A 23,239-nucleotide genomic window follows, 5' to 3' on the forward strand; every position below is an offset into this window, starting at 1 on the left:
AACGAGAGGCGCGACCATGGACGTCCCGAACCCCGAGCACGACCGCCTGCAGCAGTCGGCGAAGGACCACCTCGTGCTGCACTTCTCCAAGCAGGAGATCGACGACCTCCTGGTGCTCGACCGCGGCGAGGGCCCGTACGTGTTCGACACGAAGGGCCGCCGCTACATCGATGCGTTGTCGAGCCTGTTCTGCTCACAGCTCGGCTACTCGTACGGCGAGGAGATGGCCGATGCGGCACGCCGACAGCTGACGTCCCTCGCGTTCAACACGAGCTGGGGCACGTCGCACCCAGCGGCGATCGACCTCGCGGAGAAGATCGCGGACCTGGCGCCCGCGGACGACTACCGGGTGTTCTTCACCGGAGGCGGCTCGGAGTCGGTCGAGGCCGCCTGGAAGATGGTCCGCGAGCACTTCATCGCGATCGGCCAGCCCCAGCGGACGAAGGCGATCGCCCGTGACCGGGCCTATCACGGCGTCACGCTCGGCGCGCTGTCGTTCACGGGTGTGCGGCCGTTCAAGGAGGGCTTCGGCGAGCCGCCCGTGCCGGTGACCCACGTCTCCAACACCAACACGTTCCGCGCTCCCGACGGTGCGGACGAGGCGGCGTTCTGCGCCCGCCTGCTGGCCGAGGTCGAGGAGGCGATCGTCGCGGCTGGTGCCGACGAGGTCGCGCTGATCATCGCCGAGCCGGTGCAGAACGCGGGTGGCTGCTTCACTGCCCCCGCCGGCTACTGGCCCGGGCTCCGACGTCTCGCCGACCAGTACGGCATCCTGCTGATGGCCGACGAGGTCATCACCGGTTTCGGCCGGATCGGGGAGTGGTTCGCCTCGTCCCGTGAGGGAGTGGCGCCCGATCTGGTCACGGTCGCGAAGGGGCTCACCTCGGCGTACGCCCCGATGGGCGCGACCCTCGTCCGCGAGCGGGTCATCGCCCCGCTCGTCGAGCAGCGCAAGGTGTTCCGCCACGGCATCACGTTCGGCGGCCACCCCCTGAGCGCGGCCCTCGCGATGAAGAGCATCGAGATCATCGAGCGCGACCAGGTGCTCGAGAACGTCCGCGCGCAGGCCGATCCGCTGCGTGAGCGGCTGAACCACCTTCTCGACCTGCCGATCGTGGGCGATGTCCGCGGCGCAGGGTTCTTCTGGGCCATGGAGCTGGTCAAGGACGATGCCGCGACGCGATTCGACCAGGCCGAGCGCGACGACCTGCTGCGGGGCTTCCTCCCCGCCCGCCTGCGCGAGGCCGGGCTCATCGCGCGCTGCGACGACCGCGGCGACTCGGTGCTCCAGATCGCCCCGCCGCTCATCAGCGACGCAGCCCTGCTCGACGACATCGCCGCCGGCCTGACCGACGTCCTGCGAGACGCCGGCAAGCACATGTCCCTGTCCTGACCCCCGCCAGCGCCAGGGCGGGACGGGCGATGAGGGTTTTGGGTAGCTGGAGCGACCGCAATCCCTCATCCTGCGTCCCCCGGCGCGGGCGCGGGACGGGAGATGAGGGTTTCGGGCAGCAGGAGCGACCGCAACCCCTCATCCTGCGTCCCTCCCGCTGGCAACGGACGGGCGATGAGGGCTTTGGGCAGCTGGGGCGACCGCAAACCCTCATCCCGCGTCCTCCCGGGCGCGGGCGCGGGACGGGCGATGAGGGTGGTGGGCAGCTGGGGCGACCGCAAACCCTCATCGTGTGTCCGCCTGGGCGCCCCAGGGGCTCAGCCGCCGACGGACTCCATGGCCTCGTCGAGCAGGCTCGCGAGCGGGACGCCGGGGTTCTCGGCCCAGGCGCCCTGTGCGGCCTCGAAGCACGCGAGCGCGCTGCCGGTCAGGGCGAGGGCCCGTATGTCAGGACCGGTGCGTCCGGGGCGCGGCGGCAGGCGTTCGGCCACGAGCGGGGCGAGCAGCTCCAACCAGAGCGTGCGGCGTTCCTGCCTGGTCGCGCGCAGGGCGGGCTCGGCCCGCAGCATGACCTGCAAGGGCCGGGCGACCTCGGCGTGCGCTTCCTGCAGCTCGACGATGTGCTGGAACGCCGCGCGCAGCGCAGGCCACGCCGGCTCGTCGGCAGGCCGCGCGCGCAGGGCTTCGGCGATGCGGTCCCCGGACTCGACCAGGCGGGTCAGGACGAGCTCGTCCTTGCTGGCGAAGTAGCGGAAGAACGTACGCCTGGACATGCCGGCAGCCTCGGCGATCTGATCGATCGTGGTGGCCTCGAACCCCTGGTCGGCCAGCAGCCGCCACGCCTTGCGGGCGATCTCGGCGCGCACGGCGCCCCTGGCGTGATCGCGCAGGCTCATCTCCTCCGGCATGGCCTCACCTTACCGATCGTGTCTCGAGTGGCACCAGGTGTCACGTCTGCCATAAGGTGCCTAGGTTCGTAGGCTGCGCGAGAAAGTGATCGATGACATGACAGACCAAGACGTCGCGGCCTCGCAGCCGCCTGTACGCGCCTCGTCCCGGCGCGCGACGCTCGAGCTGGTGTTCGTGGGCCTCGGCGCGCTCGTCGTGGCGCTGTCGCAGTCCCTGCTGATCCCCGTTCTCTCGATCTTGCCCGCGGAGCTGGACACCTCGGCCGGCAACGTCAACTGGCTGCTCACCTCGACCCTGCTCGCGGCAGCTGTCTCGGTGCCGATCATGGGACGCCTCGGCGACATGTTCGGCAAGCGCCGGCTCCTGCTGGTGGCCGTCGGTGCCCTGGTCGTCGGCTCGCTGCTGACCGCGGTCACCGACAACATCGGCCTGCTGATCGCCGGTCGCGCGATCCAGGGCTGTGCGGCCGCCGCCATCCCGCTGGGCATCAGCCTGCTGGCCGCCGTCCTGCCGCGGGAGAAGGTCGGCTCGGCCATCGCGCTGGTCAGCGCGATGCTCGGGATCGGCGGCGCGCTCGGCCTGCCGATCGCCGGTCTCGTCGCGGAGAACGCGGACTTCCACGTCCTGTTCTGGATCACGTTCGGCGCGGGCCTGATCGCGTTCGTCGGCATCCTCGCGATCGTCCCGGAGGCCCCGGGACGCAGCGGCGGCCGCGTCGACCTGGTCGGCTCGGTGCTGCTCGCGGCCGGCCTCATCTGCCTGCTGCTGCCGCTCTCGCAGAGCTCCGCGTGGGGCTGGGGCGACTCCCGCATCTGGATCCTGCTGGCCATCGCGGCCGTGCTGATCGCGGTGTTCGGGTTCAGCCAGATGCGCATCAAGGACCCGCTGGTCGACCTGCGCGCCCTCGGTCGCCGCCCGATCGTGCTCACGAACCTGGCCTCGATCCTGTTCGGCTTCGCCCTGTTCGCGTCGTTCATCGGCACGGCCTCGTACGTCGAGGCGCCCGAGTCGACCGGCTACGGCTTCGGGTCGAGCCTGCTCGTCGGCGGTCTGGTGATGCTGCCCGGCGGCATCGCGATGCTGCTGCTCTCGCCGGTCGCGGCCAGGCTGATCGAGCGCCGCGGCGCCCCGCAGACCCTCGCGCTCGGTGCCGTCATCGTCGCGGCGGGCTTCCTCATGCGGATCGTCGTCCACGACTCCCTGTGGCAGGTCATCGTCGGCTCGGCGATCGTCGGCGCCGGAACGGGTGTCGGCTACGCCGCGATGCCCGCGCTGATCAACGCGCACACGCCGGGGAACGAGATCGCTGCGGCCAACGGGCTGAACAGCTTGTTCCGCAGCCTCGGCAGCTCGCTCGCGAGCGCGATCGGCGGCAGCATCCTGGCCGCCAACACCGTGATCCTCGGTGACATCGCCGCGCCCTCGTTGTCGGCCTACCAGCAGCTGTTCGCGATCTGCGGCGGTGCGGCCGTGGTGGCCGCGGTGCTCGTGCTGCTCATCCCGCACCGACCCACGTCGCCGGGCAGCCACTGACGCAGCGGCGGCCCGGGCGGGGACGGGCGATGAGGGTTACGGGCAGCTGGGGCTACCGCAAACCCTCATCCTGCGTCCCCCCGGCGCGGACGCGGGACGGGCGATGAGGGTTACGGGCAGCTGGGGCTACCGCAAACCCTCATCGTCGGTCCCGCCCGGCGGGCGCGGGGTGGGGGCTCAGGTGGCGCCGGCGATCAGGAAGCTGTCGCCCGACTTCTCGAGCTGGAGGGTGACCGCCTCGGTGCGACGGTCGCCCTTGAAGTCGTAGGAGTACGTGTACGAGACGCGCAGCGACGCCGGATCGGCCGACACCCGTTCCACGGAGAGGTCAGCGACGTCCTCCCAGAAGCCCTTGTAGCCCTCGATGCCGTTGCTGGCCCGCTGGTAGCCGGGGGTGAGCATCGTGAAGCCGGCGTCGGGGTCGTTGCTCGCCGTCGACAGGTAGTCGGCGGCGAAGCCCTCCATCTGCTCGGCGGTGACCTCGCCGTCGCCGGCCGGGGCGGGTTCGTCCTCGGTCGACGCGGATCCCGAGCCCGCCGAGGAACGCTCTCCCGCGGCCCTCGGCGCGTCGTCGGCGGATCCGCCGCGCAGGCCGACGAAGGAGACGACGGCGATCAGCGCAGCGACGGCACCTGCAGTGATCAGCCACGGCGTACGGGACCTCGTCGGCGAGGCGCGGCGCCCCGGGGCGGTCGCCGCAGGCGTCGGTTCCGCGGCCACCGCCGGCGCGACAGGCGGCACGGCGGGTTCCACGGGAGGCTCCAGCGGCCTGAAGGCTGTCGTGGCAGTGGGTCGGGCCACCGCCGTCGCTGCGGGCATCGCCTGCGTGCTCTCCAGATCCAGCTCGACGCCGGACTGCGTGGACACCGCCTCCTCGACCGCGGCCATGGTGGGTCGCGCGTCAGGGTCGTGCTGCATCATCGCCGCGACGAGCGCCGCGAGCGGCCCACCGGCCTCCAGCGTCGGCGGCGCCTCGTTGACGATGCGGTACATCGTGCCGAGCAGGTTGTCACCGACCTCGTACGGCGGGTGACCGGCCAGGGCGTGGAAGACGGTCGCACCGAGCGACCAGACGTCGCTCGCCGCCGTCGCCGTGCGTCCACTCGCGACCTCGGGCGACAGGTACGCGGGCGAGCCCGTCACCAGACCGGTCTGGGTCAGCGAGGCGTCGGCCTGTGCGCGGGCCACCCCGAAGTCCGACAGCTTGGCTACGCCGTCGTGAGTCAGCAGGATGTTCGACGGCTTCACGTCCCGGTGGACGATCCCGTGCTCGTGGGCCGCCGCGAGGGCCGCGGCGACCTGCTTGACGATCGGCGCGACCTCGGCCGGATCGAGTGCGCCGCGCTCCGCGATGAGGCCGGCGAGGCTGGGACCGTCGACATGCTCCATGACGAGCCACTGGTGCCCGCCCTCGTCGACCAGGTCGAACACCGCGACGACGTTCTGGTGGTTGATCCGCGCGGCCAGGTGGGCCTCGCGCTCGGCCCGCTGCAGGTCAGGCTCGCCGCCGCCCGGGCCCATGCCGATCTGCTTCACTGCCACGACGCGGTGAAGCACCACGTCCCGGGCCAGCCACACCGTGCCCATCCCGCCGCGACCGATCTCATGATCGAGCTCATATCTGTCCGCGAGCATCCGGCCTCCTGTCCTCGATCAACCAAACTAGGCGGTGATCGCCCAGGGGAGCACATCGACGTGGGCGCCGGGATGCGGAGAGTTCCCGATGAGCAGCCGGTCCTGTCCTGGGTCAGGGGCCAAACCCGCCAAATTTTGGCTGGAATCGCAGAGAATTAATTGGCTTCAGCTCTTGTGATCGAACACACATTCGAGTAGTGTGGGGGTATGAATCCGAAGCCCACGATCGACGCGATGCGCACTGCTGCGCAGGCGCTCTCGTCGGGTGACGTGCGCGAGACATTGCATGCGGTGCAGATGGCGCAGGACGCGTTGGATGCGGTCAAGGGTGTGCTGCTGGCGGAGCTGCAGGCCTCGAAGGATTTCGAGCTGGACGGTGCGTCGACGCTGAACACGTGGGTGCGCAACCAGCTGCACCTGAAGTCGGGGCAGGCCACGGTGCTGGTGAAGAGCGTGGCGGCGTTGCGTGACCTGCCTCTGGTGGCCGAGGCGGCGACGTCGGGGCTGATCAGCGCCGCGCACGTGCAGGTGTTCGTCTACGGGCTCGCCCACGTCGGGCTGGAGCCGATGCTCCAGCACGAAGAGGTGCTGGTCGCCGTGGCGGCCGAGAATGAGCCCGGCGTGCTGTGGGAAGCGGTCAAGCACTTGAAGGACCTCGCGCACCCTGAAGACCTCGACGAGGCCTGGAAGGGTGGGATGGACAAGGAAGACTTCGCTGTCGACGCCCTCCCCGATGGGTTCCATGTCACCGGCTTCCTCAACACCCTGACCGGGCTCAAGCTCAAGAAGGTGATGGACTCGGTGTCCGCACCGCGGGACGCCGATGACACCCGCACCGGCGCGCAGCGTCGGGTGCAGGGGTTGGACGACTTGTTGGACAGCATCCTGGGCAACGGGCTCCCGTCGGACAAGGGTGTGCGCCCGCACATGTCGGTGTTCGTGGACGCCGAGACGTTGGAGGCAGCCGCCGAACGGGTCGAGCAGGAGACCGAGCATCCCCACCTGACCCCGACCCGATGCCCGAGAGCGAACCGGCCACACTGGCCGGGCACGGGGCGATCGGCCCGCACCTGCTGATGTTCTTGTTCTGCCTGTCGGGGGTGACCGGGTTCGTGCGCGAGCAGGACCAGATCCTCAACGTCGGCCACACCAGGTACGAGCCGAACATGAAGCAGCGCAAGGCGGTCCTGGCCCGCCAACGCGGTGTCTGCGCCACCCCCGGCTGCAACCACACCCATCTGGAGGTCCACCACTCCGTGTGGTGGTCGCTGGGCGGTCGCACCGATCTCGACCAGCTCGTCGGGCTCTGCGTCCGATGCCACCACCTGGTGCACCGCGGTCTCCTGCACGTCGCGGGCAACGCGGTCGACGGGTTCGAGTTCACCAACCGCCACCAGCGGCCCGTTCGACGTCGACGACGAACCGGCTACCGCCGAGCCGCCTGACCCCGCCGGTCCGGCGGCCCGCCGGCACGTCGTCGTGCTCAGTCTCGTGCGTCGACTGCGGCGATCCGTCAGTCAGGCCCCAGCGCCCCACGCGGTGACCGAGCCGCTGATGCCGACCGTTGTCCGACCCCCGACCCAGAGCACGTCGTCGACCAGGTCGACGTGCACGCGGCCGCGCCGACCGAGGCGCGTCCCCTGCGCGGCGACGTACGACGCGGGGGCCCGGCCGGTCGACGTCAGCCACTGGCCGATCGACGCGTTGAGGCTGCCGGTCACGGGGTCCTCGCCGATCGAGCCGGGCACGAACGCCCTGACCTCGAACGCGGTCTCCCCGCCGGAGGAGTGCGGACCCACGACACCGACCTTGTCGAGCACGCCGAACGCCGAGGGGTCGGGCTCGAGCGCCAGGACGGTCTCGGCGCTGTCGAGCAGCAGTGCGGCCCAGCCGGGCCCGTTGTCGACCCACGCGGCGTCGATGACCTGGGACGGATCGAGCCCCAGGGCGGCCGTGGCCTCGTCGAGATCAGCAGCGTCGACGGGCCCGCTGCGGACCAGCGGAGGTGCGGCGAACGCGAGCCGGTCACCGTCCATGCGTACGCGCACCAGCCCGGCGGCGCACTGCTGCACCAGCTCCCCGGCGTGGGCGGGCTCCCCGCCGGCCTCGAGCCATGCGCGCGCGGTGCCGAGCGTCGGGTGGCCGGCGAACGGCAGCTCGCGCGCGGTCGTGAAGATCCGCACGCGGTAGTCGGCCTGCGGCGTCGTCGGGCGCAGCAGGAATGTCGTCTCCGACAGGTTGGTCCAGCGTGCGAACGCCGCCATCTGGGCCTCGTCGAGGTCGTCGGCGTCGTGGACGACGGCCACGGGGTTGCCGAGCGTGAGCTCGGCGGCGAACACGTCGACCTGGCTGAACGGGTGCATGAGCCGACGCTAGCAACTCCGGGTCATGCGGACCGGAACGACGGGGACCGGCTCGGGCCGTCGTCGGCGCCCTTGCGCAGCATCGGCAGGACGCGAGGTGGCACCAGCTCGGACAGCACGATCACGCTGGTGGACCGGGCGACCGATCCGGACTGGCTGATGTGCAGCAGGGTGTCCTTGAGGTCCTCGTGCGAGGTCGCGGCGATCTTGCACACGACGTCCGCATTGCCGCTCGTGATGTACGCCTCGAGGACGTTGGGCAGCGAGTCCAGCTCGGCCGTCACGGCGTCGAGTGAGCCCTGCATGATCTCGAGGGTCACGAAGGCCAGGACCGGGTGGCCGGCCGCGACGAGATCGACCGAGGGCCCGTAGCCGGTGATCACGCCGGCCTCCTCGAGCTTGGCGAGCCGGGACTGCACCGTGGCCCGAGCGACGTGGGTCAGCCGCGAGAGCTCGAGGTCCCCCACGCGCGGATGGGCGTGCATCGCCTCGACGAGCGCGACATCGAGCTGGTCCATCGTGTCTCCATCCGGTCAATCTGCCTAGTACAGGCACCCCATGGTGCACCGAGCTGGGGGGTTTGACCACCTCGAGGTGGGCCAGTTGTCCACGGCGCGGGCGTGCGGTGTGCTGGGTCACATGACCCTCGACCTCACGGATGCCGAACGCCTCGCCGATCTCGACCTCGCCCAGCTGCAGCAGCTCGTCGGACTGGTCGAGCACGACCCCACGACCGACCCGTTCCCGGTCACCGGCTGGGACGCCGTCGTGTGGGCGGTGGGCAACGCGACGCAGTCCGCCCACTTCTACATGTCGGCGTTCGGGATGGACCTCGTGGCGTACTCGGGCCCCGAGACCGGCAACCGCGACCACCACGCGTACGTCCTGGAGAGCGGCGCGGTGCGGTTCGTCCTGCGCGGCGGCGTGGCGCCGGACAGCCCCGTCGCGGACCACCACCGCCTGCACGGTGACGGCATCACCGACATCGCGCTCGAGGTGCCCGACGTCGACGTGTGCATCGACCACGCGCGGGCCGAGGGGGCCACGATCCTCGAGGAGCCGCACGACGTCAGCGACGAGCACGGCACGGTGCGGGTCGCGGCCATCGCGGCGTACGGCGACACCCGCCACACGCTCGTGGACCGCAGCCGTTACGACGGGCCCTACCTGCCCGGCTACGTCGCGCGGTCCTCGTCGCTGGTGCGCGCGGACGACGCGCCCAAGCGGATCTTCCAGGCGCTCGACCACGTCGTCGGCAACGTCGAGATCGGCCGCATGGACGAGTGGGTCGACTTCTACAACCGGATCATGGGTTTCACCAACATGGCCGAGTTCGTGGGCGACGACATCGCGACCGAGTACTCCGCGCTGATGAGCAAGGTCGTGGCCAGCGGCAACCACCGGGTCAAGTTCCCGCTCAACGAGCCGGCCGTGGGCAAGAAGAAGTCGCAGATCGACGAGTACCTCGAGTTCTACCAGGGGCCGGGCGCCCAGCACCTCGCGCTGGCCACGAACGACATCCTGGAGACGGTCGACCGGCTGCGCGCCGCGGGGATCGAGTTCCTCGCGACGCCCGACTCCTACTACACGGATCCGGCCCTGCGCGAGCGCATCGGCGAGGTGCGCGTGCCCATCGAGGAGCTCCAGTCGCGCGGCATCCTGGTCGACCGGGACGAGGACGGCTACCTCCTGCAGATCTTCACCAAGCCGATCGGCGACCGGCCCACGGTGTTCTTCGAGCTCATCGAGCGCCACGGCTCGCTGGGCTTCGGCAAGGGCAACTTCCAGGCACTGTTCGAGGCGATCGAGCGCGAGCAGGCCCGACGAGGCAACTTCTAGGCGAGGGAGCAGCTGACATGGCGCACTACCGCAGCGCGGGCCACGTCCCGCCCAAGCGCCACACCCAGCACCGGGCGCCGGACGGGGCGCTGTACCGCGAGGAGCTCATGGGGGAGGAGGGCTTCTCCTCGGACTCCTCCCTGCTCTACCACCGTGGTGTGCCGTCGGCGATCGTGGACGCCCGGCGCTGGGAGCTGCCGGACCACACCACGACGCCCAACGAGCCCCTGCTCGCGCGGCACCTCAAGCTGCACGACCTGTTCGACGGAGGTGCAGGACGGGACCTGGTCACCGGACGGCGACTCGTGCTGGCCAATGCCGACGTCCGCATCTCGTACGCCGTGGGGGCCGAGACGTCCCCGCTGTACCGCAACGCCACGGGCGACGAGTGCGTCTTCCTCGAGGACGGGTCCGGGACGCTCGAGACGGTCTTCGGGCACATCGCCTTCGGCCCCGGCGACTACCTGGTCGTCCCGCGCGCGACGACCCACCGGTGGGTCCCGGCCGGGGACGTCCGGGCGTACTGCATCGAGGCCAACAGCCACATCGCGCCGCCCAAGCGCTATCTCTCGCGCTACGGCCAGCTGCTCGAGCACGCACCGTACTGCGAGCGCGATCTCCGCGGGCCCGGTGATCCCGAGATCCGCGAGGACACCGACGTCGAGGTGTTGATCAAGCATCGCGGCTCAGGCCCGCTCGGCCTGGCCGGCTCGGTGCACGTCGTGCCGCAGCACCCGTTCGACGTCGTGGGGTGGGACGGCTGCCTGTATCCGTACGCCTTCAACGTCGCGGACTTCGAGCCGATCACGGGCCGGGTGCACCAGCCGCCGCCGGTGCACCAGGTCTTCGAGGGGGCGAACTTCGTGATCTGCAACTTCGTGCCCCGCAAGGTCGACTACCACCCGCTCGCGATCCCCGTGCCGTACTACCACTCCAACGTCGACTCCGACGAGGTCATGTTCTACGTCGCCGGCGACTACGAGGCGCGCAAGGGATCGGGCATCGGGCGCGGCTCGGTCTCTCTGCACCCGGGCGGGCACTCCCACGGGCCCCAGCCGTCAGCGATCGAGGCGAGCCTCGGCGCCGAGTCGTTCGACGAGCTCGCGGTCATGGTCGACACCTTCCGCCCGCTCGAGCTCGGCGAGGCCGGCCGGGCCTGCGACGACGGCCGCTACGCCTGGTCGTGGTCGGGGTCAGGGGCGCGCGGGTGACGGACTTCGGCCGGACGACGTTGCCGTACTGCTCGTTCGTACGCCCGGGGGAGGCGCGGGCACGGGTGGGCGTGGGCGTCGGCACGGACGTCGTCGACCTCACCGCGGCGCTGGCGACGCGCGGGCACGCGTACGCGGGACTGTTCGCGGCCGGCTCGCTCGATCCCCTGCTGACCGCCGGGCCCCGCACGTGGCACGAGGTGCGTACGTACGTCGCGGCCAACCTGGGCGCGCTCGCCGAGCACCAGGTGCCGGCCTCCGGGGTCGAGCTCGTGCTGCCGTTCGAGGTCGCCGACTACGTCGACTTCTACGCCTCCGAGCACCACGCGTCCAACGTCGGACGACTCTTCCGGCCGGACGGTGACGCGCTGACCCCCAACTGGAAGCACCTGCCCATCGGCTACCACGGCCGGGCCGGGACGGTCGTCGTCTCCGGGACGCCGATCCGCCGGCCCTCCGGACAGATGCGTGAGCGCGACGGCACCATCGCGTTCGGCCCCACCGCCAAGCTCGACCTCGAGGCCGAGATCGGCTTCGTCGTGGGCGCGGGCTCGTCCCTCGGGGAGCCGGTGCCGGTCGAGTCCTTCGACCAGCACGTCTTCGGCGTCTGTGTCGTCAACGACTGGTCCGCGCGCGACGTCCAGGCGTGGGAGTACGTGCCGCTGGGCCCGTTCCTCGGCAAGTCGTTCGCGACCTCGGTGTCACCGTGGGTCGTCCCGCTCGCGGCCCTCGCCGGCGCCCGGATCGACCCGCCTCGCCGCGACCCCGATCCGGTGGCGTACCTGCAGGACGACGAGCCCTGGGGGCTCGACCTCGAGCTCGAGATCGCCGTGAACGGGACGGTGGTGTCGCGGGCGCCGTACTCCGAGATGTACTGGACGCCCGCGCAGATGCTCGCCCACCTCACGGTCAACGGGGCCGCACTGCGCCCGGGCGACCTGTTCGCCTCCGGCACGGTCAGCGGCCCCGGACCGGGCCAGCAGGGCTCCCTGCTGGAGCTGTCCTGGAACGGCTCGCGCCCCGTGACCCTCGATGACGGGTCCACCCGCGCCTTCCTGCTCGACGGCGACCGGGTCACGATCGCGGCGACCGCACGGCTGGCCGGCGGTCGCCGGATCGCCCTCGGTCAGGTCGAGGGCCAGGTGACGTCCTGAGCTCAGCCCTCGCGATCGGGCTGGGTCTCGGGCGCCGGCTCCCGGTCAGGCTCCTCCCCGGGCTCCGGGGTGGGCAGCACCTCCGGGAACGCCGGGTCCGGCAGGTCGGGGGGCTCGGGACGGCTCGGCTGGTCCTCCTCGGGCAGCGCGGGCTCAGGGGGTGCGACGGTCATGGGTCCTCCTGGGTAGGCGTGGGCCCCGCGTACCCCACGGACTCCCCGGTCAATCAGGAGCCGTGCGTCCTGGTCAGCCCTGACGGGCCTTCAGGCGGGGGTTGTCGCGGTTGATCACGAACGTGCGTCCGTGGCGCCGGACGACCTGCGAGCCGGGCTGGTTCTTGAGCGAGCGAAGTGAGCTGCGGACCTTCATGGGATGTCCTCTCGTCTGTCGGAGAATCCGACACACATGACAACCGTTGTCAGGTAGCGACTATTCCCACGTGCCGCTGCGGCCCTCCTTGAGGGAGCCGCGACGCTTCTTGGCGTCGAGGCGGCGGCGCTGGGAGGACCTGCTCGGCCTCGTCGGGCGGCGCGGACGGTCCGGGACGATCGCCTGGCCCACGAGCTCCTCGAGGCGGACGCGGGCGTCCTCCCGGTTGCGGTGCTGCGAGCGGTACTGCGACGACACGATCGTGATCAACCCGTCCACGAGCCGGTTGCCGAGCCGGGTCGCGGCGAGCTCCTTCTGGGCAGGGGAGAGTGCGGCGGTGTCGGCGAGCGACCAGATCAGCTCGACGCGGGTGTCGGTCGTGTTGACGTGCTGGCCGCCCGCGCCGGAGGAGCGGGAGAACCGCCAGGTCATCTCGCTCTCGGGCAGGCTCAGGCGTCGGTCATGACTCATCGTCCGCCAGTATGCGGTACATGGCCTTCCGGGCCTCCTCGACCACGGCGGTGGCCTTCTCCTGCTGGGCGGGGGTGCCGGCCTGGGCGACCTGCTTCCACGCGCTGATGAACGACCGAAGGCTCGTCGAGAGCTCGTGCATCTCGCGCCGCTGGTCGCCGCGCTGGTCCTCCCACGGGGTGCCGAGCTGCTCGCGGTGCTCCGCGACGTACGCGGCGCCCTCCTCGGTGAGGGTCGCGGTCTTGCGGCCGTCGACGCGCTGGAAGCTGAGCAGTCCTTCGTCCTCGAGCTGCTGGAGCACGGGGTAGATCGAGCCGGGGCTCGGGGTCCACGACCCCTGGCTGCGCTCGCCGATCTCCTGGATGAGCTGATAGCCGTGCTTGGGCTCCTCGGCGAGCAGGAGCAGGGCGGCCGCTCGGACGTCGCCGCCCCGTCCGCCGCGTCGCCGGCCGCGTGGACGACCGGGGCCGCCGAAGCCGGGGCCGAAGCCGAGGTCGGCGCCGAGGCCGTGGTCCTGGTGGTGCCTGCCGCGCCGGCGATCGGCCGGGCGGCGCATGTCCTGGAATTCGTTGCTGTGCATGGGGTGACCCACTTTCTCATACGTCATCGACAGGTTGCCGATACCTAAACGATATATCGGTAACCTGTCGATTTCAAATGAGGGCCGGTGTCAGCCTCCCGCGACGTAGCTGTTGAGCTGGTCGCGCTCGAACTCGAGCTGCTCCATGCGGTGCTTGACCGCGTCGCCGATGCTGAGCACGCCGACGAGCCGGCCGTCCTCGAGCACGGGGACGTGGCGCACGCGGTGCTCGGTCATGATCGCCATCAGCCCGCCGAAGGAGTCCTCGGGCGAGCAGGTGCGGACGTCGGTCGTCATGATCGCGGACACCGCGACGTCGCGGGCGTTCTCGGCGCCGCGCAGCTTGCGGACGATGTCGCGCTCGGACACGATGCCGAGCACCTCGCTTCCGTCGGTGCTGACGATGAGGGCGCCGACGTTGAGATCGGCGAGCCGATCCATGAGGTCGGAGACCGTGGCATCGGGGGCGATCACGTGCACCGCGTCGCTCCCCTTGGACGACAGGACATCTTTGACGCGCATGCGCAGACTCCGTTCCTCGGTTCCCGGCACTGTAACCCCAGTCACAGTCCGGGGGCGAGCCTCACGGAGCGTCGTCGGCCGGCTCCCGCGTGAAGTCGAAGGCGCGGACGTTGTCGCGCTCGGGCGGCGGGGCGTCGTCCTCGGGCTCGTCGGTCCACGACTGGTCGGGCGGCCCCTGGTCCGGGAAGTGACCGAGATACGCCATCGCGGCGTCGTGCAGGCGGGAGTTGGTGGCCAGCGCGTTGTCGCCCCAGGGGCCCGGCGCGCCGGCGAGGCTCGTGAACGTGCCGCCGGCCTCGCGCACGATGACGTCGAGCGCGGCCATGTCCCAGATCTTGAGCTCGGGCTCGGCCGCGATGTCGACCGCACCCTCCGCGAGCAGCATGTACGACCAGAAGTCGCCGTAGGCGCGGGTCCGCCAGCAACGCCGCATCAGCGCGGCGAAGGCCTCACCCTTGCCGATCGCGTCCCACCCGCCGAGCGAGGCGTACGACAGCGAGGCACTCTCCAGGTCCGACACCTGGGAGACGCGGATCTGCCGGGAGGACATGAGCGACTTGCCCGTGAACGCACCCGTGCCCTTGCTCGCCCACCAGCGGCGGCCGAGTGCGGGCGCCGAGACGCAGCCGGCGACGATCTCGCCGTCCTCCTCCAGGGCGATGAGCGTGGCCCAGACCGGGACGCCGCGCACGAAGTTGGACGTGCCGTCGATCGGGTCGATGATCCAGCGGCGGCCACCGGGACCGGTCGAGCCCTCCTCCTCGCCCTGCTCCTCGCCGAGCACGATGTCACGGGTGCGGGCGGACTTGAGGGTGCGCCTGACGGCGGCCTCGACGGCCTGGTCGGACTCGGTCACGTACGTCATGTCCGGCTTCGTGTCGACCTCGAGATCGACCGCGAGGAAGCGTTCCATCGAGAGGTTGTCGGCGTTGTCGGCAAGCACGTGGGCGAGGCGCAGGTCGTCGTTGTACGAGTGAGCCATGGCCCTCAGGGTACGGCGTTCGCAGCGCGAAACCGCCGTCGGCACTCTGAAGCGCCTCGGCTAGTAGTCGTCCAGCTGGTCGCGACTGGCCAGGATGCGCCGGAACGACTCGACGCGCTCGGGCGCGAGCGTGCCGTCGGCGACCGCGAGGTCGAGCCCGCACTCTGGCTCGGTCGCGGAGTGCAGGCAGCCGCGGGGGCAGTCCCGCGCGGCGTCCTGCAGGTCCGGGAACGCCTTGATGATGTCGTCGACCTCGACGTGCGCGAGGCCGAACGACCGGATGCCCGGGGTGTCGATGATCCAGCCGCCGAACGGCAGCTCGAGGCTGATCGCCGAGGTCGAGGTGTGCCGGCCGCGTCCCGTCACCGCGTTGACGTAGCTCACCGAGCGGTGGGCGTCGGGCACCAGGGCGTTCACGAGCGTCGACTTGCCGACCCCGCTGTGCCCGACCAGGACGCTGGTCCGGTCGCGCAGCACATCGCGCACCGCGTCCAGGTCGCCGTCCTGGCGGGTCACCACGACGCGTACGCCGAGGGGCTCGAACATCGCGACGATCTCGTCGGGGGAGCCCAGGTCGGCCTTGGTCAGGCAGACCAGCGGCTCCATGCCGGCGTCGAACGCGGCCACGAGACAGCGGTCGATGAGACCTGCGCGCGGCGGCGGATCGGCGAGGGCGGCGACGATCACGAGCTGATCGGCATTGGCCACGATGATGCGCTCGATCGGGTCGTCGTCGTCGGCCGTGCGGCGCAGCACGGTGCGGCGGGGGGTGACCTCGACGATGCGGGCGAGTGAGCCCTCGTCGCCGCTGATGTCGCCGACGACCCGGACCTCGTCGCCGACGATGACGCCCTTGCGGCCCAGGTTGCGCGACTTCATCGCGGTGATCAGCTGCGAGCCCCGCTCGCCGGTCGAGGGATCGTCCAGCATGACCGTGTAGCGACCGCGGTCGATCGTCACGACGCGAGCGGTCGCGGCCTCGTCGTAGTTGGGCCGCACCTTGGTGCGGGGGCGGGTGTGACGCCGTGGCCGCTCGAACTTCGCGTGCTCGTCGTCGTGTCGTGCCATCGGCGTCAGACCTTCGCGGGGGCGGTCATGAGTCGCTCCCACACGGGGGCGAAGTTGGGATAGGTCTTGATCGTCGTGACGACGTTCTCCACCAGCAGATCGGGCACGCGCAGACCCAGCACGACCGCGGCGTGGGCCATGCGGTGGTCGTCGTACGTGCGGAACGTCGCGCCGTGCAGCGGCCGCGGCCGGATGAGCAGCCCGTCCTCGAGCTCTTCGGCGTCACCGCCCAGACGGTTGATCTCGGCGACGAGCGCGGCCAGCCGGTCGGTCTCGTGCCCCCGCAGGTGCGCGACGCCGGTCAGGCGCGACGGGGAGGACGCGAGGGCGGCCATCGCGGCGATCACCGGGGTCAGCTCGCCGACGTCGTGCAGGTCCAGCTCGACCCCCTTGAGCTCGGGTCCGGCCGCGAAGACGAGATCCGCCCCGTCCTGCGTCACCGTGCCGCCGAACGCGGGGACGATGTCGCGCCACGCGTCGCCGGCCTGATCGGTGTCGCGCGGCCAGTTGCGGATGCGCACGTCGCCGCCGGTCACGAGGGCGCCGGCGATGAACACGCCGGCGTTGGACAGGTCGGGCTCGATCTCGACGTCGAGCGCGTCGATCGGGCCGGGGTGCACGACCCAGCGGGCCGGCTCGTCGGTGTCGACCCGGACGCCGCGACGGCGGAGCTCGGCGATCGTCATCTCGATGTGCGGCATCGAGGGGAGCGTCGCGCCGGTGTGGCGCAGGTCGAGGCCCTGCTCGAACCGGGCACCGACGAGCAGCAGCGCCGAGACGAACTGGCTCGACGAGGACGCATCGATCTCGACGGTCCCTCCCGCCACGCGGCCGGTCCCGTGCACCGTGAACGGCAGCGAGCCCCGGCCGCCGTCGTCGACCTCGACGCCGAGCGTGCGCAGCGTCGCGATCGTGGCCGCCATCGGGCGTACGCGCGCGTGCTCGTCGCCGTCGAACGTGACGGCTGCGCGCCCGAGGGCGGCGACCAGCGGGACGAACCGCATGACGGTGCCCGCGAGCCCGCAGTCGATCGTGGCGGGCTCGGTCGCGTCCGTGCGGGCGGGCGTCACCGTCCACGTCATGCCGTCGCGGTCGATCGTGGCGCCGAGGGTCGTGAGCGCGGCCGCCATGAGGTTGGTGTCGCGCGACCCCAGCGGCCGGGTGATGACCGAGGGCCCGTCGCCGAGGGCAGCGAGGATCAGGACGCGGTTGGTCAGCGACTTGGAGCCGGGGACGAGGACCTCGCCCGAGAAGGGCGTGTCACGGTGGGGCGCGAGCCAGGGGAGCGGGTCAGTCATCGCCGCCAGCCTATCGGTCCGCGTGGTGTGGCGGCCGCGACTCAGCTGCGGATGTGGTCCAGCTGATCGGCGACGGAGGCCGCGGCCACGGACATCTTGTCCTTCGCGCGGCGCGCCAGGATCTTCTTGTGCGGGTCGGGGTCGAGCGTCGCCATGAGCAGACCGCCGGTCAGGGCCATGTTCTTCATGAAGTGGATGCGCTGGTTGGTGCGCGCCGCGGGGTCGGTCTCGTCCCAGTAGCGGTGTCCGGCGACCGTCGTGGGCGGCAGCGTGACGGCCAGGACGAACGCCGACAGGCGGGGCAGGTGCCCCGTCGCCAGACCCAGGCCCGCGGTGAGCTGCACCGCTCCGTTGACGCGCGTCAGGTTGGCGCCGTTGACCGGCACCTGCGGGGCGACCTTCTTGATCAGGTCGGCCAACCGCTGGGCCTTGGCCGCCCGCGCCCCGGGCTGCTTGAGCGCCTGCGCGCCGCCGTAGACGAACATCGAGGCGAGCATCGGACGAGCCACGGAGCGCAAGAGGGTCATGACCCATTCATACCCGACCGCGGCGGAGGGTCGCATCATGTGCGTCGGGGTGTCGGGGCCCTGTGGCAGGCTGGACGCATGTGCGGGCGCTATGCGACGACCCAGACCGCGGCCAGCCTCCACCAGGCCTTCGAGGCCGATCTGGCCGGCTCGTTCGTCGAGCCCGAGCCCGACTACAACATGGCGCCGACCAAGCTGGCGCCCGTCGTGATCGGGCGCCGCGACGAGGCGACGGACCCCTCCGCACCCGCGCGGCGCGAGCTGCTCACGGCCAAGTGGGGTCTCATCCCGAGCTGGGCCAAGGACCCGTCCATCGGCAACCGGATGATCAACGCGCGCTCGGAGACGGTCGCGGAGAAGCCCGCGTTCAAGAAGGCGTTCGCGCGGCGTCGTGCGCTGGTGCCGGCCGACGGCTACTACGAGTGGTACGCCGGAGAGCCGGCCGAGGGCAAGAAGAAGCCGACCAAGCAGCCGTTCTACATCACCCCCAAGGACGGATCGGTCCTGGCCATGGCCGGGCTCTACGAGTTCTGGAAGGACCGCGAGGCCGACGACTGGGTCATCAGCTTCACGATCTTGACGACCACGGCGGAGGACTCCCTCGGGCACGTCCACGAGCGGATGCCGTTGTTCCTCGAGCCGCAGGCCTATGACGCGTGGCTCGACCCCGCGCCACGCGGCACCGACGAGCTGCTGGGCCTGCTGATCCCTGCCGCTCCGGGACGCCTCGACGCGTTCCCCGTCTCGACGGCGGTCAACAACGTGCGCAACAACGGCCCCGAGCTGATCCTCCCCCTCCCGGCCGAGCACGCGGAATAGCCGCACCCCTCCGGCGGTTGTACGAGCCAGGAGGTCAGATGCTGACATTTGCACCGCACGACAGCGCGTCCATCACGCCACTCCGCCCCCAACGGGTTGCGGGAGTAGGCTGGGAGACGATGACTGTCACCCCTGAAACCCCCGACGCGCCTGACGCGCGGGAGACCGAGACCCCGGAGCAGCAGCAGGCCCGCTTCGAGGCGGACGCGCTGCCGTTCCTGGACCAGCTGTACTCGGCCGCGCTGCGCATGACGCGCAACCCGCACGACGCGGAGGATCTCGTCCAGGAGACCTTCTCCAAGGCGTTCAGCGCCTTCCACCAGTTCAAGCCGGGCACCAACCTGAAGGCGTGGCTGTACCGCATCCTCACCAACACGTACATCAACTCGTACCGCAAGAAGCAGCGTCAGCCGCAGCAGGTCACGGACGAGATCGAGGACTGGCAGATCGCCCGTGCCGAGTCGCACGGCTCGTCGGGGCTGAAGTCCGCCGAGATGGAGGCGCTCGAGCACCTGCCCGACAGCGACGTCAAGGACGCCCTGCAGGCGCTGCCCGAGGACTTCCGGTACGCGGTCTACCTCGCGGACGTCGAAGGTTTCCCCTACAAGGAGATCGCCGAGATCATGGACACGCCGATCGGCACCGTGATGTCCCGGCTGCACCGCGGGCGACGACTCCTGCGCGAGATGCTGGCCGACTATGCGCGCGATCGCGGCATGGCAGTGACGGGAGCAGGTGACAAGGCATGAGCGCGAGCAACTGCCAGGGGCCCGACTGCGAGAAGGCACTCGAGAACCTCTACCTGTTCATCGATCAGGAGATCGACACCGCGAGCTGCGCGGAGATCCAGAACCACATCGACGAGTGCACGGCGTGCCTGAGCGAGTACGACCTCGAGCGCGTGGTCAAGAGCCTGGTCTCGCGCTCGTGCTCCGAGGTCGCACCCGAGCCGCTGCGCGACAAGGTCCTGATGTCGATCCGCACGGTCCAGGTCACGATCACCGAGCAGAAGCAGGCCTAGACCCGCTCTCCGGTCCGATCAGGGCCGCAACGAGGAAATCCCCGTCCGATGGACGGGGATTTCTCATGTGGTGCTGAGGTCACGCGTTGGGGCGCTTTCCGTGGTTGGCGCCCTTCTTGCGACGTGCACGACGCTTGCGGCCAGTCTTGCCCATGGTTTTCCTCCTCGAAAGTCGACGACTCAGTCTCCCACAGGCGTGATCCGGGACAGAAATCGCTCCCGGTCCACCACGACGCGACGCACCTCGCCGGTGGCCAGCAGCGTCCCGTCGGCGTCCTGCGCAGCGACCTGGAAGCGGACGAGCCGACCGTCGGTGTGCACCGCGGTGGCCGTCGCCGTGACGGTCGTGCCGACAGGGCTCGCGACCAGGTGCTCGATCTCGATGCGGGTCCCGACGCTCGTCCGCTCGGCCGGCAGCTCGAGCGCGGCGCACGTCGCCTCCTCGAGCCACGCGAGGACGCGCGGGGTGGCCAGCACCTCGAGATCTCCCGAGCCGAGGGCGGCCGCGGTGTCCGCCGTGGTGACCGTGTGGGTGACGCTCGCAGTCTCCATCCCCCGACCCTAACGCCGAGGGGAGCCCCCCGTCCGCCGACGGGAGCCCCCCGTCCGCCGGGGGGAGGCTTACGTCCGCCGACGCGCGCCTTACGCGCGCGAGATGACGACCCCACCGAAGCGGGACTCGTCGATCGTGCACTCGATGCCGTCGATCCAGCACCGCCCGGTCTCCAGCACGTCCCCGGCGATCTCGCTCTGTGTGCCGGACGGCGACTCGGCGTAGAACACGACGACCCCGCCGAACGGCCCGTCGCTCAGCGCCACGATGCGGCGACCGTCCCGGTCGGCCGCTCGACGCTCGCACTCGGCGCAGACCGACGCGGGATGGCGATCGGTGTGCGGCGTCGGCGTGCCGCAGATCGGGCACGGGTGGGTCGGTGCAGCCGACGGCTCCGCCGGCGCGTCCGGTGCCCCGTGGCGGTGCCGCTGCTCGACGAGCCATCCGGTGATCAGGGTGTCCGGCGTCTCGCCCGACAGCTCGGTCATGCTGGTCTGGTAGCCGCCGTCGTAGCCGATGATCGCGGCGCGGTCACCGCCGTCGAACGCAAAGCCGCCGCAGACGAGGTCCGCCTCGAGCTCCTCGTGGGGGTACGGCGTCACGTCGACGTGCAGCAGCTCGCGGGCCTTCGCGGCCGCGGTCTCCCGGGTCAGGGTCATGGGAGGGCCTCTCGGATCGTGGCGGCGCAGGCCTCGGCCTCGCCGTCGGCGTACGTCGTGCGGGGCCAGAAGAAGCCACGCAGGCCGTCCCCCTTGGTGCGGGGGACGACGTGGACGTGCAGGTGGGGGACGCTCTGGGACACGACGTTGTTCATCGCGACGAACGTGCCCTGCGCGCCGAGACCGGACGTGAGCGCCGATGCCACCCGTTGCGCGGACGCGAACAACGGTACGAGCAGGTGCTCCGGCAGCTCGGGCAGCGTCACGACGTGCTCGCGCGGGACGAGCAGGACGTGCCCCTTGAACAGCGGTCGTACGTCGAGGAAGCCGACCACGTCCTCCGTCTCGAGCACGACCGCGGCGGGAGTCGTCCCGGCGATGATGCTGCAGAACAGGCAGTCGGGGTCGGTCATGGCTCCATCATGCCGCGGTCAGCTCGACAGGTAGCCGTCCAGCCAGGTGTAGCGGCCGCCGACCCACGTGCGCAGCGCGTCGACCTCGGCGCTCCAGGAGCCGTGGAAGACCGACCTCGGCTCGTGGTCGAGGATGGTCGGTCCGAGCGGAAGTCCCAGGCCGCCGTTGCCATCGGTGAAGTTCCGGGGGCCGGCGTCCTTGACCTCGCGACCGAGGGCCGCGACGTGGTCGGACAGGCCGGACAGGGGGCCACGGACCTGCGCCCAGCGCTTCGTGAGCGCCGCCCGGAACTCCGGGTTCGCCACGAGCTGGTTGAACCAGTGCCCCTCGGGCAGCTTGATCTGGCTGGGTGCGTACTCGCCGAAGAGCTCACCCGTGAACAGACCGGACGTCTGGTTGGCGTCGAGGTCCGTGCGGTTGCCCATCGACTGGTCGAAGTCCCACACCGGGCCCATCGCCAGCGTCCCGTCGGCCGACAGCACCATCCAGTTGCTGTTGTTGATGGCCGAGTCGAAGTTCTTGAGCAGCTCGTTGACGATGTAGTAGTCGACGAACGATCCGATGTCGATCGATGACAGGTCGCCGGCGTAGATCCCGTCCTCGGCCGCCTGGACCTGCGCGGCGACGCGCGCTTGCGTGGTGGCGTCGGGATCGTCGGGGTCCTTGAAGAAGATCTGGAACCCGCGGTCGGTCCGGAAGGCCAGGTCGTCCTCCTCGTGGGAGTCGCCCTCCAGGAGGAAGCCCCCGTCGGGCAGCTCGACGCGTCCCGGCTCTGCCTCGATGTTCTGGCCGAGCTGGTACAGGCCTCGATAGCTGCCGTCGACCCACAGCTCGGCGAACCGCATGCGGGGGGTCCAGGGCAGTCCCACGCGCCGGCTCGCCTCGAAGGCCACCTCGTTGCGCAGCATGGAGCGGTCGTAGAAGTTCGCCATGAGCGCCCAGTCCTTGCTCGCGGGGAGCCCGAGCAGGGACGTCTTCGTGTCGAGCTTGACCTTGTACGACAGCTTGATCCGCGCCCAGGACGTGCTGTTGCCACGTACGCGGAACCGCGCGGGCGTGGTCGAGGCCGCGAGATCGGATCCGCGCGGGTCGACGACGATCGTCCCCGGCACGTACGTCTCGCCGCTCGTGATCTCCTCGCCGCCGTCGGTGCGGACGTCGACCCGCGCCACGCGCGACTGGACGGCCAGGCGCACGGTGGTCGACGTGCTCGTCGGCAGTCCGGCGCCCACGACGACGGCGCGGTACTCGTGCTCGCCGGGAGTGGGCGCGTCGAACGACACGGTGGTGCGGCCGGACGCGTGGTGCGGCGCGCTTGCATCGGTGACCCAGGCGTCACCGTCCAGGCGATGGATCTCCACGCGGCGACCCGCGGCCGGTGTCGAGACGACCTCGGCGCTGACCGTGCCGCCCGGTGCGGTCGTGAGCGTCAGGGATGTGGACGCGGGGGCAGGAGCAGGCGTGACGACGGGCTTCGGCGCGGGCCGGGCGGGCTGTGCGGGCCGTACGGGCCGGACGACGAGCTTGGCCGACTTCTGGGAGCTGTACGTGTGGCCCTTGCCGTTGCGCTTGGCCTTCGGCACGTGCGTCCGGAAGGTGAGTGACGAGGCGCTCGAGCGGTACGTGAAGGAGTAGCGGCCCGAGGAGGTGCTCTTGGTCGTGCGGGCGGTCGTCCACCGTCCGCCGACGTAGCGCTGCAGCCGCACCGGACGAGCGAACTTCGGGGTCACGGTGCCCTTGAGGGTGAACGTCTTGCCCTGGACGGGCTGGGACGGGGACACCGCCAACGGTGCCACGGCCGCTGACGCCTGCGTCGGCACCACCAGACCTGTCGCCACGATTCCTGCCACCACGACCAACCTGCGCACGTACAACCTGTCTCCTTGAGTCGACAGAATTCTACGGGCATCGTTGGGCGT

Annotated in this window: 28 protein-coding genes; 10 read left to right on the plus strand and 18 right to left on the minus strand. The window is 70.8% G+C overall.

Annotated elements, in window-relative coordinates; genetic code table 11:
- The first annotated feature begins 16 nt into the window (after positions 1-16).
- Entirely contained in the window at positions 17-1,393 is a 1,377-nt protein-coding gene (locus GEV27_RS16305; RefSeq protein ID WP_153935102.1) for an aminotransferase class III-fold pyridoxal phosphate-dependent enzyme, read from the plus strand.
- 317 nt (positions 1,394-1,710) lie between these two features.
- Here the strand turns inward: GEV27_RS16305 and GEV27_RS16310 are convergent, their stop codons facing one another.
- Positions 1,711-2,301, minus strand: coding sequence for a TetR family transcriptional regulator (locus GEV27_RS16310; RefSeq protein WP_153935103.1), 591 nt, complete (start codon positions 2,299-2,301; stop codon positions 1,711-1,713).
- A 97-nt stretch (positions 2,302-2,398) separates the two neighbouring features.
- Here GEV27_RS16310 and GEV27_RS16315 point away from each other — a divergent pair, with 97 nt between their 5' ends.
- A complete protein-coding gene (locus GEV27_RS16315) occupies positions 2,399-3,835 on the plus strand; it encodes an MFS transporter (protein ID WP_153935104.1) in 1,437 nt (478 codons plus the stop codon).
- Positions 3,836-4,012: 177 nt separating this feature from the next.
- Here the strand turns inward: GEV27_RS16315 and GEV27_RS16320 are convergent, their stop codons facing one another.
- Positions 4,013-5,470: a serine/threonine-protein kinase gene (locus GEV27_RS16320; RefSeq protein WP_153935105.1), complete on the minus strand. Its 1,458-nt coding sequence runs from the start codon at positions 5,468-5,470 to the stop codon at positions 4,013-4,015.
- A 234-nt stretch (positions 5,471-5,704) separates the two neighbouring features.
- Here GEV27_RS16320 and GEV27_RS16325 point away from each other — a divergent pair, with 234 nt between their 5' ends.
- Positions 5,705-6,547: a DUF222 domain-containing protein gene (locus GEV27_RS16325; protein ID WP_194944238.1), complete on the plus strand. Its 843-nt coding sequence runs from the start codon at positions 5,705-5,707 to the stop codon at positions 6,545-6,547.
- Positions 6,487-6,915 (plus strand): HNH endonuclease, encoded by a 429-nt coding sequence (locus GEV27_RS16330; protein WP_153935107.1) that lies wholly within the window; start codon positions 6,487-6,489, stop codon positions 6,913-6,915. The genes GEV27_RS16325 and GEV27_RS16330 overlap by 61 nt, the downstream gene beginning before the upstream one ends.
- Positions 6,916-6,987: 72 nt before the next feature.
- Here the strand turns inward: GEV27_RS16330 and GEV27_RS16335 are convergent, their stop codons facing one another.
- Entirely contained in the window at positions 6,988-7,833 is an 846-nt protein-coding gene (locus GEV27_RS16335) for a PhzF family phenazine biosynthesis protein (protein ID WP_153935108.1), read from the minus strand.
- A 23-nt stretch (positions 7,834-7,856) separates the two neighbouring features.
- Positions 7,857-8,351, minus strand: a complete 495-nt coding sequence (locus GEV27_RS16340; protein ID WP_153651930.1) for an Lrp/AsnC family transcriptional regulator — start codon at positions 8,349-8,351, stop codon at positions 7,857-7,859.
- 121 nt (positions 8,352-8,472) lie between these two features.
- Here GEV27_RS16340 and hppD point away from each other — a divergent pair, with 121 nt between their 5' ends.
- The 3 genes from hppD to fahA are packed head-to-tail and all read left to right on the plus strand — an operon-like array spanning position 8,473 to position 12,037.
- The gene (gene hppD / locus GEV27_RS16345; protein ID WP_153935109.1) at positions 8,473-9,672 is read left to right on the plus strand and encodes a 4-hydroxyphenylpyruvate dioxygenase; all 1,200 of its coding nucleotides are present in this window, start codon (positions 8,473-8,475) and stop codon (positions 9,670-9,672) included.
- Positions 9,673-9,689: 17 nt separating this feature from the next.
- A complete protein-coding gene (locus tag GEV27_RS16350; protein ID WP_153935110.1) occupies positions 9,690-10,883 on the plus strand; it encodes a homogentisate 1,2-dioxygenase in 1,194 nt (397 codons plus the stop codon).
- Positions 10,880-12,037, plus strand: coding sequence for a fumarylacetoacetase (gene fahA, locus GEV27_RS16355; RefSeq protein ID WP_309222327.1), 1,158 nt, complete (start codon positions 10,880-10,882; stop codon positions 12,035-12,037). The genes GEV27_RS16350 and fahA overlap by 4 nt, the downstream gene beginning before the upstream one ends.
- A gap of 2 nt (positions 12,038-12,039) precedes the next feature.
- Here fahA and GEV27_RS16360 read toward each other — a convergent pair whose 3' ends face one another.
- From GEV27_RS16360 to GEV27_RS16400, 9 genes are all read right to left on the minus strand, one after another.
- The gene (locus tag GEV27_RS16360) at positions 12,040-12,210 is read right to left on the minus strand and encodes a hypothetical protein (protein ID WP_153935111.1); all 171 of its coding nucleotides are present in this window, start codon (positions 12,208-12,210) and stop codon (positions 12,040-12,042) included.
- 73 nt (positions 12,211-12,283) lie between these two features.
- The gene (gene ykgO, locus GEV27_RS16365; protein WP_153651935.1) at positions 12,284-12,406 is read right to left on the minus strand and encodes a type B 50S ribosomal protein L36; all 123 of its coding nucleotides are present in this window, start codon (positions 12,404-12,406) and stop codon (positions 12,284-12,286) included.
- 60 nt (positions 12,407-12,466) lie between these two features.
- A complete protein-coding gene (gene arfB / locus GEV27_RS16370; protein WP_153935112.1) occupies positions 12,467-12,877 on the minus strand; it encodes an alternative ribosome rescue aminoacyl-tRNA hydrolase ArfB in 411 nt (136 codons plus the stop codon).
- The gene (locus GEV27_RS16375) at positions 12,867-13,457 is read right to left on the minus strand and encodes a PadR family transcriptional regulator (RefSeq protein ID WP_208430853.1); all 591 of its coding nucleotides are present in this window, start codon (positions 13,455-13,457) and stop codon (positions 12,867-12,869) included. The genes arfB and GEV27_RS16375 overlap by 11 nt, the downstream gene beginning before the upstream one ends.
- Positions 13,458-13,547: 90 nt before the next feature.
- The gene (locus tag GEV27_RS16380; protein ID WP_153651938.1) at positions 13,548-13,979 is read right to left on the minus strand and encodes a CBS domain-containing protein; all 432 of its coding nucleotides are present in this window, start codon (positions 13,977-13,979) and stop codon (positions 13,548-13,550) included.
- A gap of 61 nt (positions 13,980-14,040) precedes the next feature.
- Entirely contained in the window at positions 14,041-14,961 is a 921-nt protein-coding gene (locus tag GEV27_RS16385; protein ID WP_153651939.1) for an inositol monophosphatase family protein, read from the minus strand.
- Between the two features lie 60 nt (positions 14,962-15,021).
- Positions 15,022-16,029, minus strand: coding sequence for a ribosome small subunit-dependent GTPase A (rsgA, locus tag GEV27_RS16390; protein WP_153651940.1), 1,008 nt, complete (start codon positions 16,027-16,029; stop codon positions 15,022-15,024).
- 5 nt (positions 16,030-16,034) lie between these two features.
- Positions 16,035-17,327 carry a 3-phosphoshikimate 1-carboxyvinyltransferase gene (gene aroA, locus GEV27_RS16395; protein ID WP_153935113.1) on the minus strand — a complete coding sequence of 431 codons (1,293 nt, stop codon included), beginning with the start codon at positions 17,325-17,327 and terminating at the stop codon, positions 16,035-16,037.
- A 41-nt stretch (positions 17,328-17,368) separates the two neighbouring features.
- Positions 17,369-17,854: a DoxX family protein gene (locus GEV27_RS16400; protein ID WP_153651942.1), complete on the minus strand. Its 486-nt coding sequence runs from the start codon at positions 17,852-17,854 to the stop codon at positions 17,369-17,371.
- Between the two features lie 78 nt (positions 17,855-17,932).
- On the opposite strand from GEV27_RS16400, the gene GEV27_RS16405 reads away from it, so the two are divergent.
- The 3 genes from GEV27_RS16405 to rsrA all read left to right on the plus strand — a co-directional run bounded on the left by GEV27_RS16405 (position 17,933) and on the right by rsrA (position 19,694).
- Positions 17,933-18,673 (plus strand): SOS response-associated peptidase, encoded by a 741-nt coding sequence (locus GEV27_RS16405; protein ID WP_153935114.1) that lies wholly within the window; start codon positions 17,933-17,935, stop codon positions 18,671-18,673.
- A 119-nt stretch (positions 18,674-18,792) separates the two neighbouring features.
- A complete protein-coding gene (locus GEV27_RS16410) occupies positions 18,793-19,422 on the plus strand; it encodes a sigma-70 family RNA polymerase sigma factor (RefSeq protein WP_153651944.1) in 630 nt (209 codons plus the stop codon).
- Positions 19,419-19,694, plus strand: coding sequence for a mycothiol system anti-sigma-R factor (gene rsrA / locus GEV27_RS16415; RefSeq protein ID WP_153911751.1), 276 nt, complete (start codon positions 19,419-19,421; stop codon positions 19,692-19,694). The genes GEV27_RS16410 and rsrA overlap by 4 nt, the downstream gene beginning before the upstream one ends.
- A gap of 79 nt (positions 19,695-19,773) precedes the next feature.
- Here rsrA and GEV27_RS18335 read toward each other — a convergent pair whose 3' ends face one another.
- From GEV27_RS18335 to GEV27_RS16435, 5 genes are all read right to left on the minus strand, one after another.
- Positions 19,774-19,848: a 50S ribosomal protein bL37 gene (locus GEV27_RS18335; RefSeq protein WP_369797015.1), complete on the minus strand. Its 75-nt coding sequence runs from the start codon at positions 19,846-19,848 to the stop codon at positions 19,774-19,776.
- 26 nt (positions 19,849-19,874) lie between these two features.
- Positions 19,875-20,246: a thioesterase family protein gene (locus GEV27_RS16420; protein WP_153651946.1), complete on the minus strand. Its 372-nt coding sequence runs from the start codon at positions 20,244-20,246 to the stop codon at positions 19,875-19,877.
- 90 nt (positions 20,247-20,336) lie between these two features.
- Positions 20,337-20,906 carry a hypothetical protein gene (locus GEV27_RS16425; RefSeq protein WP_153935115.1) on the minus strand — a complete coding sequence of 190 codons (570 nt, stop codon included), beginning with the start codon at positions 20,904-20,906 and terminating at the stop codon, positions 20,337-20,339.
- Complete coding sequence (locus GEV27_RS16430) at positions 20,903-21,319, minus strand: HIT family protein (RefSeq protein WP_153935116.1); 417 nt, start codon at positions 21,317-21,319, stop codon at positions 20,903-20,905. Before GEV27_RS16430 ends, GEV27_RS16425 begins: the two co-directional genes overlap by 4 nt.
- 18 nt (positions 21,320-21,337) lie before the next feature.
- A complete protein-coding gene (locus GEV27_RS16435) occupies positions 21,338-23,170 on the minus strand; it encodes a CotH kinase family protein (RefSeq protein WP_194944239.1) in 1,833 nt (610 codons plus the stop codon).
- Positions 23,171-23,239: the final 69 nt, after the last annotated feature.

The organism is Aeromicrobium sp. S22 (genome assembly GCF_009661045.1).
Classification (GTDB): domain Bacteria; phylum Actinomycetota; class Actinomycetes; order Propionibacteriales; family Nocardioidaceae; genus Aeromicrobium; species Aeromicrobium yanjiei.

Bases quoted from the DNA above. Each gene is read 5' to 3' on its own strand.
- GEV27_RS16330 (WP_153935107.1), top strand. From the start codon at position 6,487: ATGCCCGAGAGCGAACCGGCCACACTGGCCGGGCACGGGGCGATCGGC.
- GEV27_RS16385 (WP_153651939.1), bottom strand. From the start codon at position 14,961: ATGGCTCACTCGTACAACGACGACCTGCGCCTCGCCCACGTGCTTGCC.
- GEV27_RS16325 (WP_194944238.1), top strand. From the start codon at position 5,705: ATGCGCACTGCTGCGCAGGCGCTCTCGTCGGGTGACGTGCGCGAGACA.
- GEV27_RS16375 (WP_208430853.1), bottom strand. From the start codon at position 13,457: ATGCACAGCAACGAATTCCAGGACATGCGCCGCCCGGCCGATCGCCGG.
- arfB (WP_153935112.1), bottom strand. From the start codon at position 12,877: ATGAGTCATGACCGACGCCTGAGCCTGCCCGAGAGCGAGATGACCTGG.
- GEV27_RS16310 (WP_153935103.1), bottom strand. From the start codon at position 2,301: ATGCCGGAGGAGATGAGCCTGCGCGATCACGCCAGGGGCGCCGTGCGC.
- GEV27_RS16410 (WP_153651944.1), top strand. From the start codon at position 18,793: ATGACTGTCACCCCTGAAACCCCCGACGCGCCTGACGCGCGGGAGACC.
- GEV27_RS16420 (WP_153651946.1), bottom strand. From the start codon at position 20,246: ATGGAGACTGCGAGCGTCACCCACACGGTCACCACGGCGGACACCGCG.
- GEV27_RS16305 (WP_153935102.1), top strand. From the start codon at position 17: ATGGACGTCCCGAACCCCGAGCACGACCGCCTGCAGCAGTCGGCGAAG.
- GEV27_RS16335 (WP_153935108.1), bottom strand. From the start codon at position 7,833: ATGCACCCGTTCAGCCAGGTCGACGTGTTCGCCGCCGAGCTCACGCTC.
- GEV27_RS16430 (WP_153935116.1), bottom strand. From the start codon at position 21,319: ATGACCGACCCCGACTGCCTGTTCTGCAGCATCATCGCCGGGACGACT.
- hppD (WP_153935109.1), top strand. From the start codon at position 8,473: ATGACCCTCGACCTCACGGATGCCGAACGCCTCGCCGATCTCGACCTC.
- GEV27_RS16320 (WP_153935105.1), bottom strand. From the start codon at position 5,470: ATGCTCGCGGACAGATATGAGCTCGATCATGAGATCGGTCGCGGCGGG.
- GEV27_RS16400 (WP_153651942.1), bottom strand. From the start codon at position 17,854: ATGACCCTCTTGCGCTCCGTGGCTCGTCCGATGCTCGCCTCGATGTTC.
- GEV27_RS16340 (WP_153651930.1), bottom strand. From the start codon at position 8,351: ATGGACCAGCTCGATGTCGCGCTCGTCGAGGCGATGCACGCCCATCCG.
- GEV27_RS16425 (WP_153935115.1), bottom strand. From the start codon at position 20,906: ATGACCCTGACCCGGGAGACCGCGGCCGCGAAGGCCCGCGAGCTGCTG.
- ykgO (WP_153651935.1), bottom strand. From the start codon at position 12,406: ATGAAGGTCCGCAGCTCACTTCGCTCGCTCAAGAACCAGCCCGGCTCG.
- GEV27_RS16380 (WP_153651938.1), bottom strand. From the start codon at position 13,979: ATGCGCGTCAAAGATGTCCTGTCGTCCAAGGGGAGCGACGCGGTGCAC.
- rsgA (WP_153651940.1), bottom strand. From the start codon at position 16,029: ATGGCACGACACGACGACGAGCACGCGAAGTTCGAGCGGCCACGGCGT.
- aroA (WP_153935113.1), bottom strand. From the start codon at position 17,327: ATGACTGACCCGCTCCCCTGGCTCGCGCCCCACCGTGACACGCCCTTC.
- GEV27_RS16360 (WP_153935111.1), bottom strand. From the start codon at position 12,210: ATGACCGTCGCACCCCCTGAGCCCGCGCTGCCCGAGGAGGACCAGCCG.
- GEV27_RS16315 (WP_153935104.1), top strand. From the start codon at position 2,399: ATGACAGACCAAGACGTCGCGGCCTCGCAGCCGCCTGTACGCGCCTCG.
- rsrA (WP_153911751.1), top strand. From the start codon at position 19,419: ATGAGCGCGAGCAACTGCCAGGGGCCCGACTGCGAGAAGGCACTCGAG.
- GEV27_RS16350 (WP_153935110.1), top strand. From the start codon at position 9,690: ATGGCGCACTACCGCAGCGCGGGCCACGTCCCGCCCAAGCGCCACACC.
- GEV27_RS16405 (WP_153935114.1), top strand. From the start codon at position 17,933: ATGTGCGGGCGCTATGCGACGACCCAGACCGCGGCCAGCCTCCACCAG.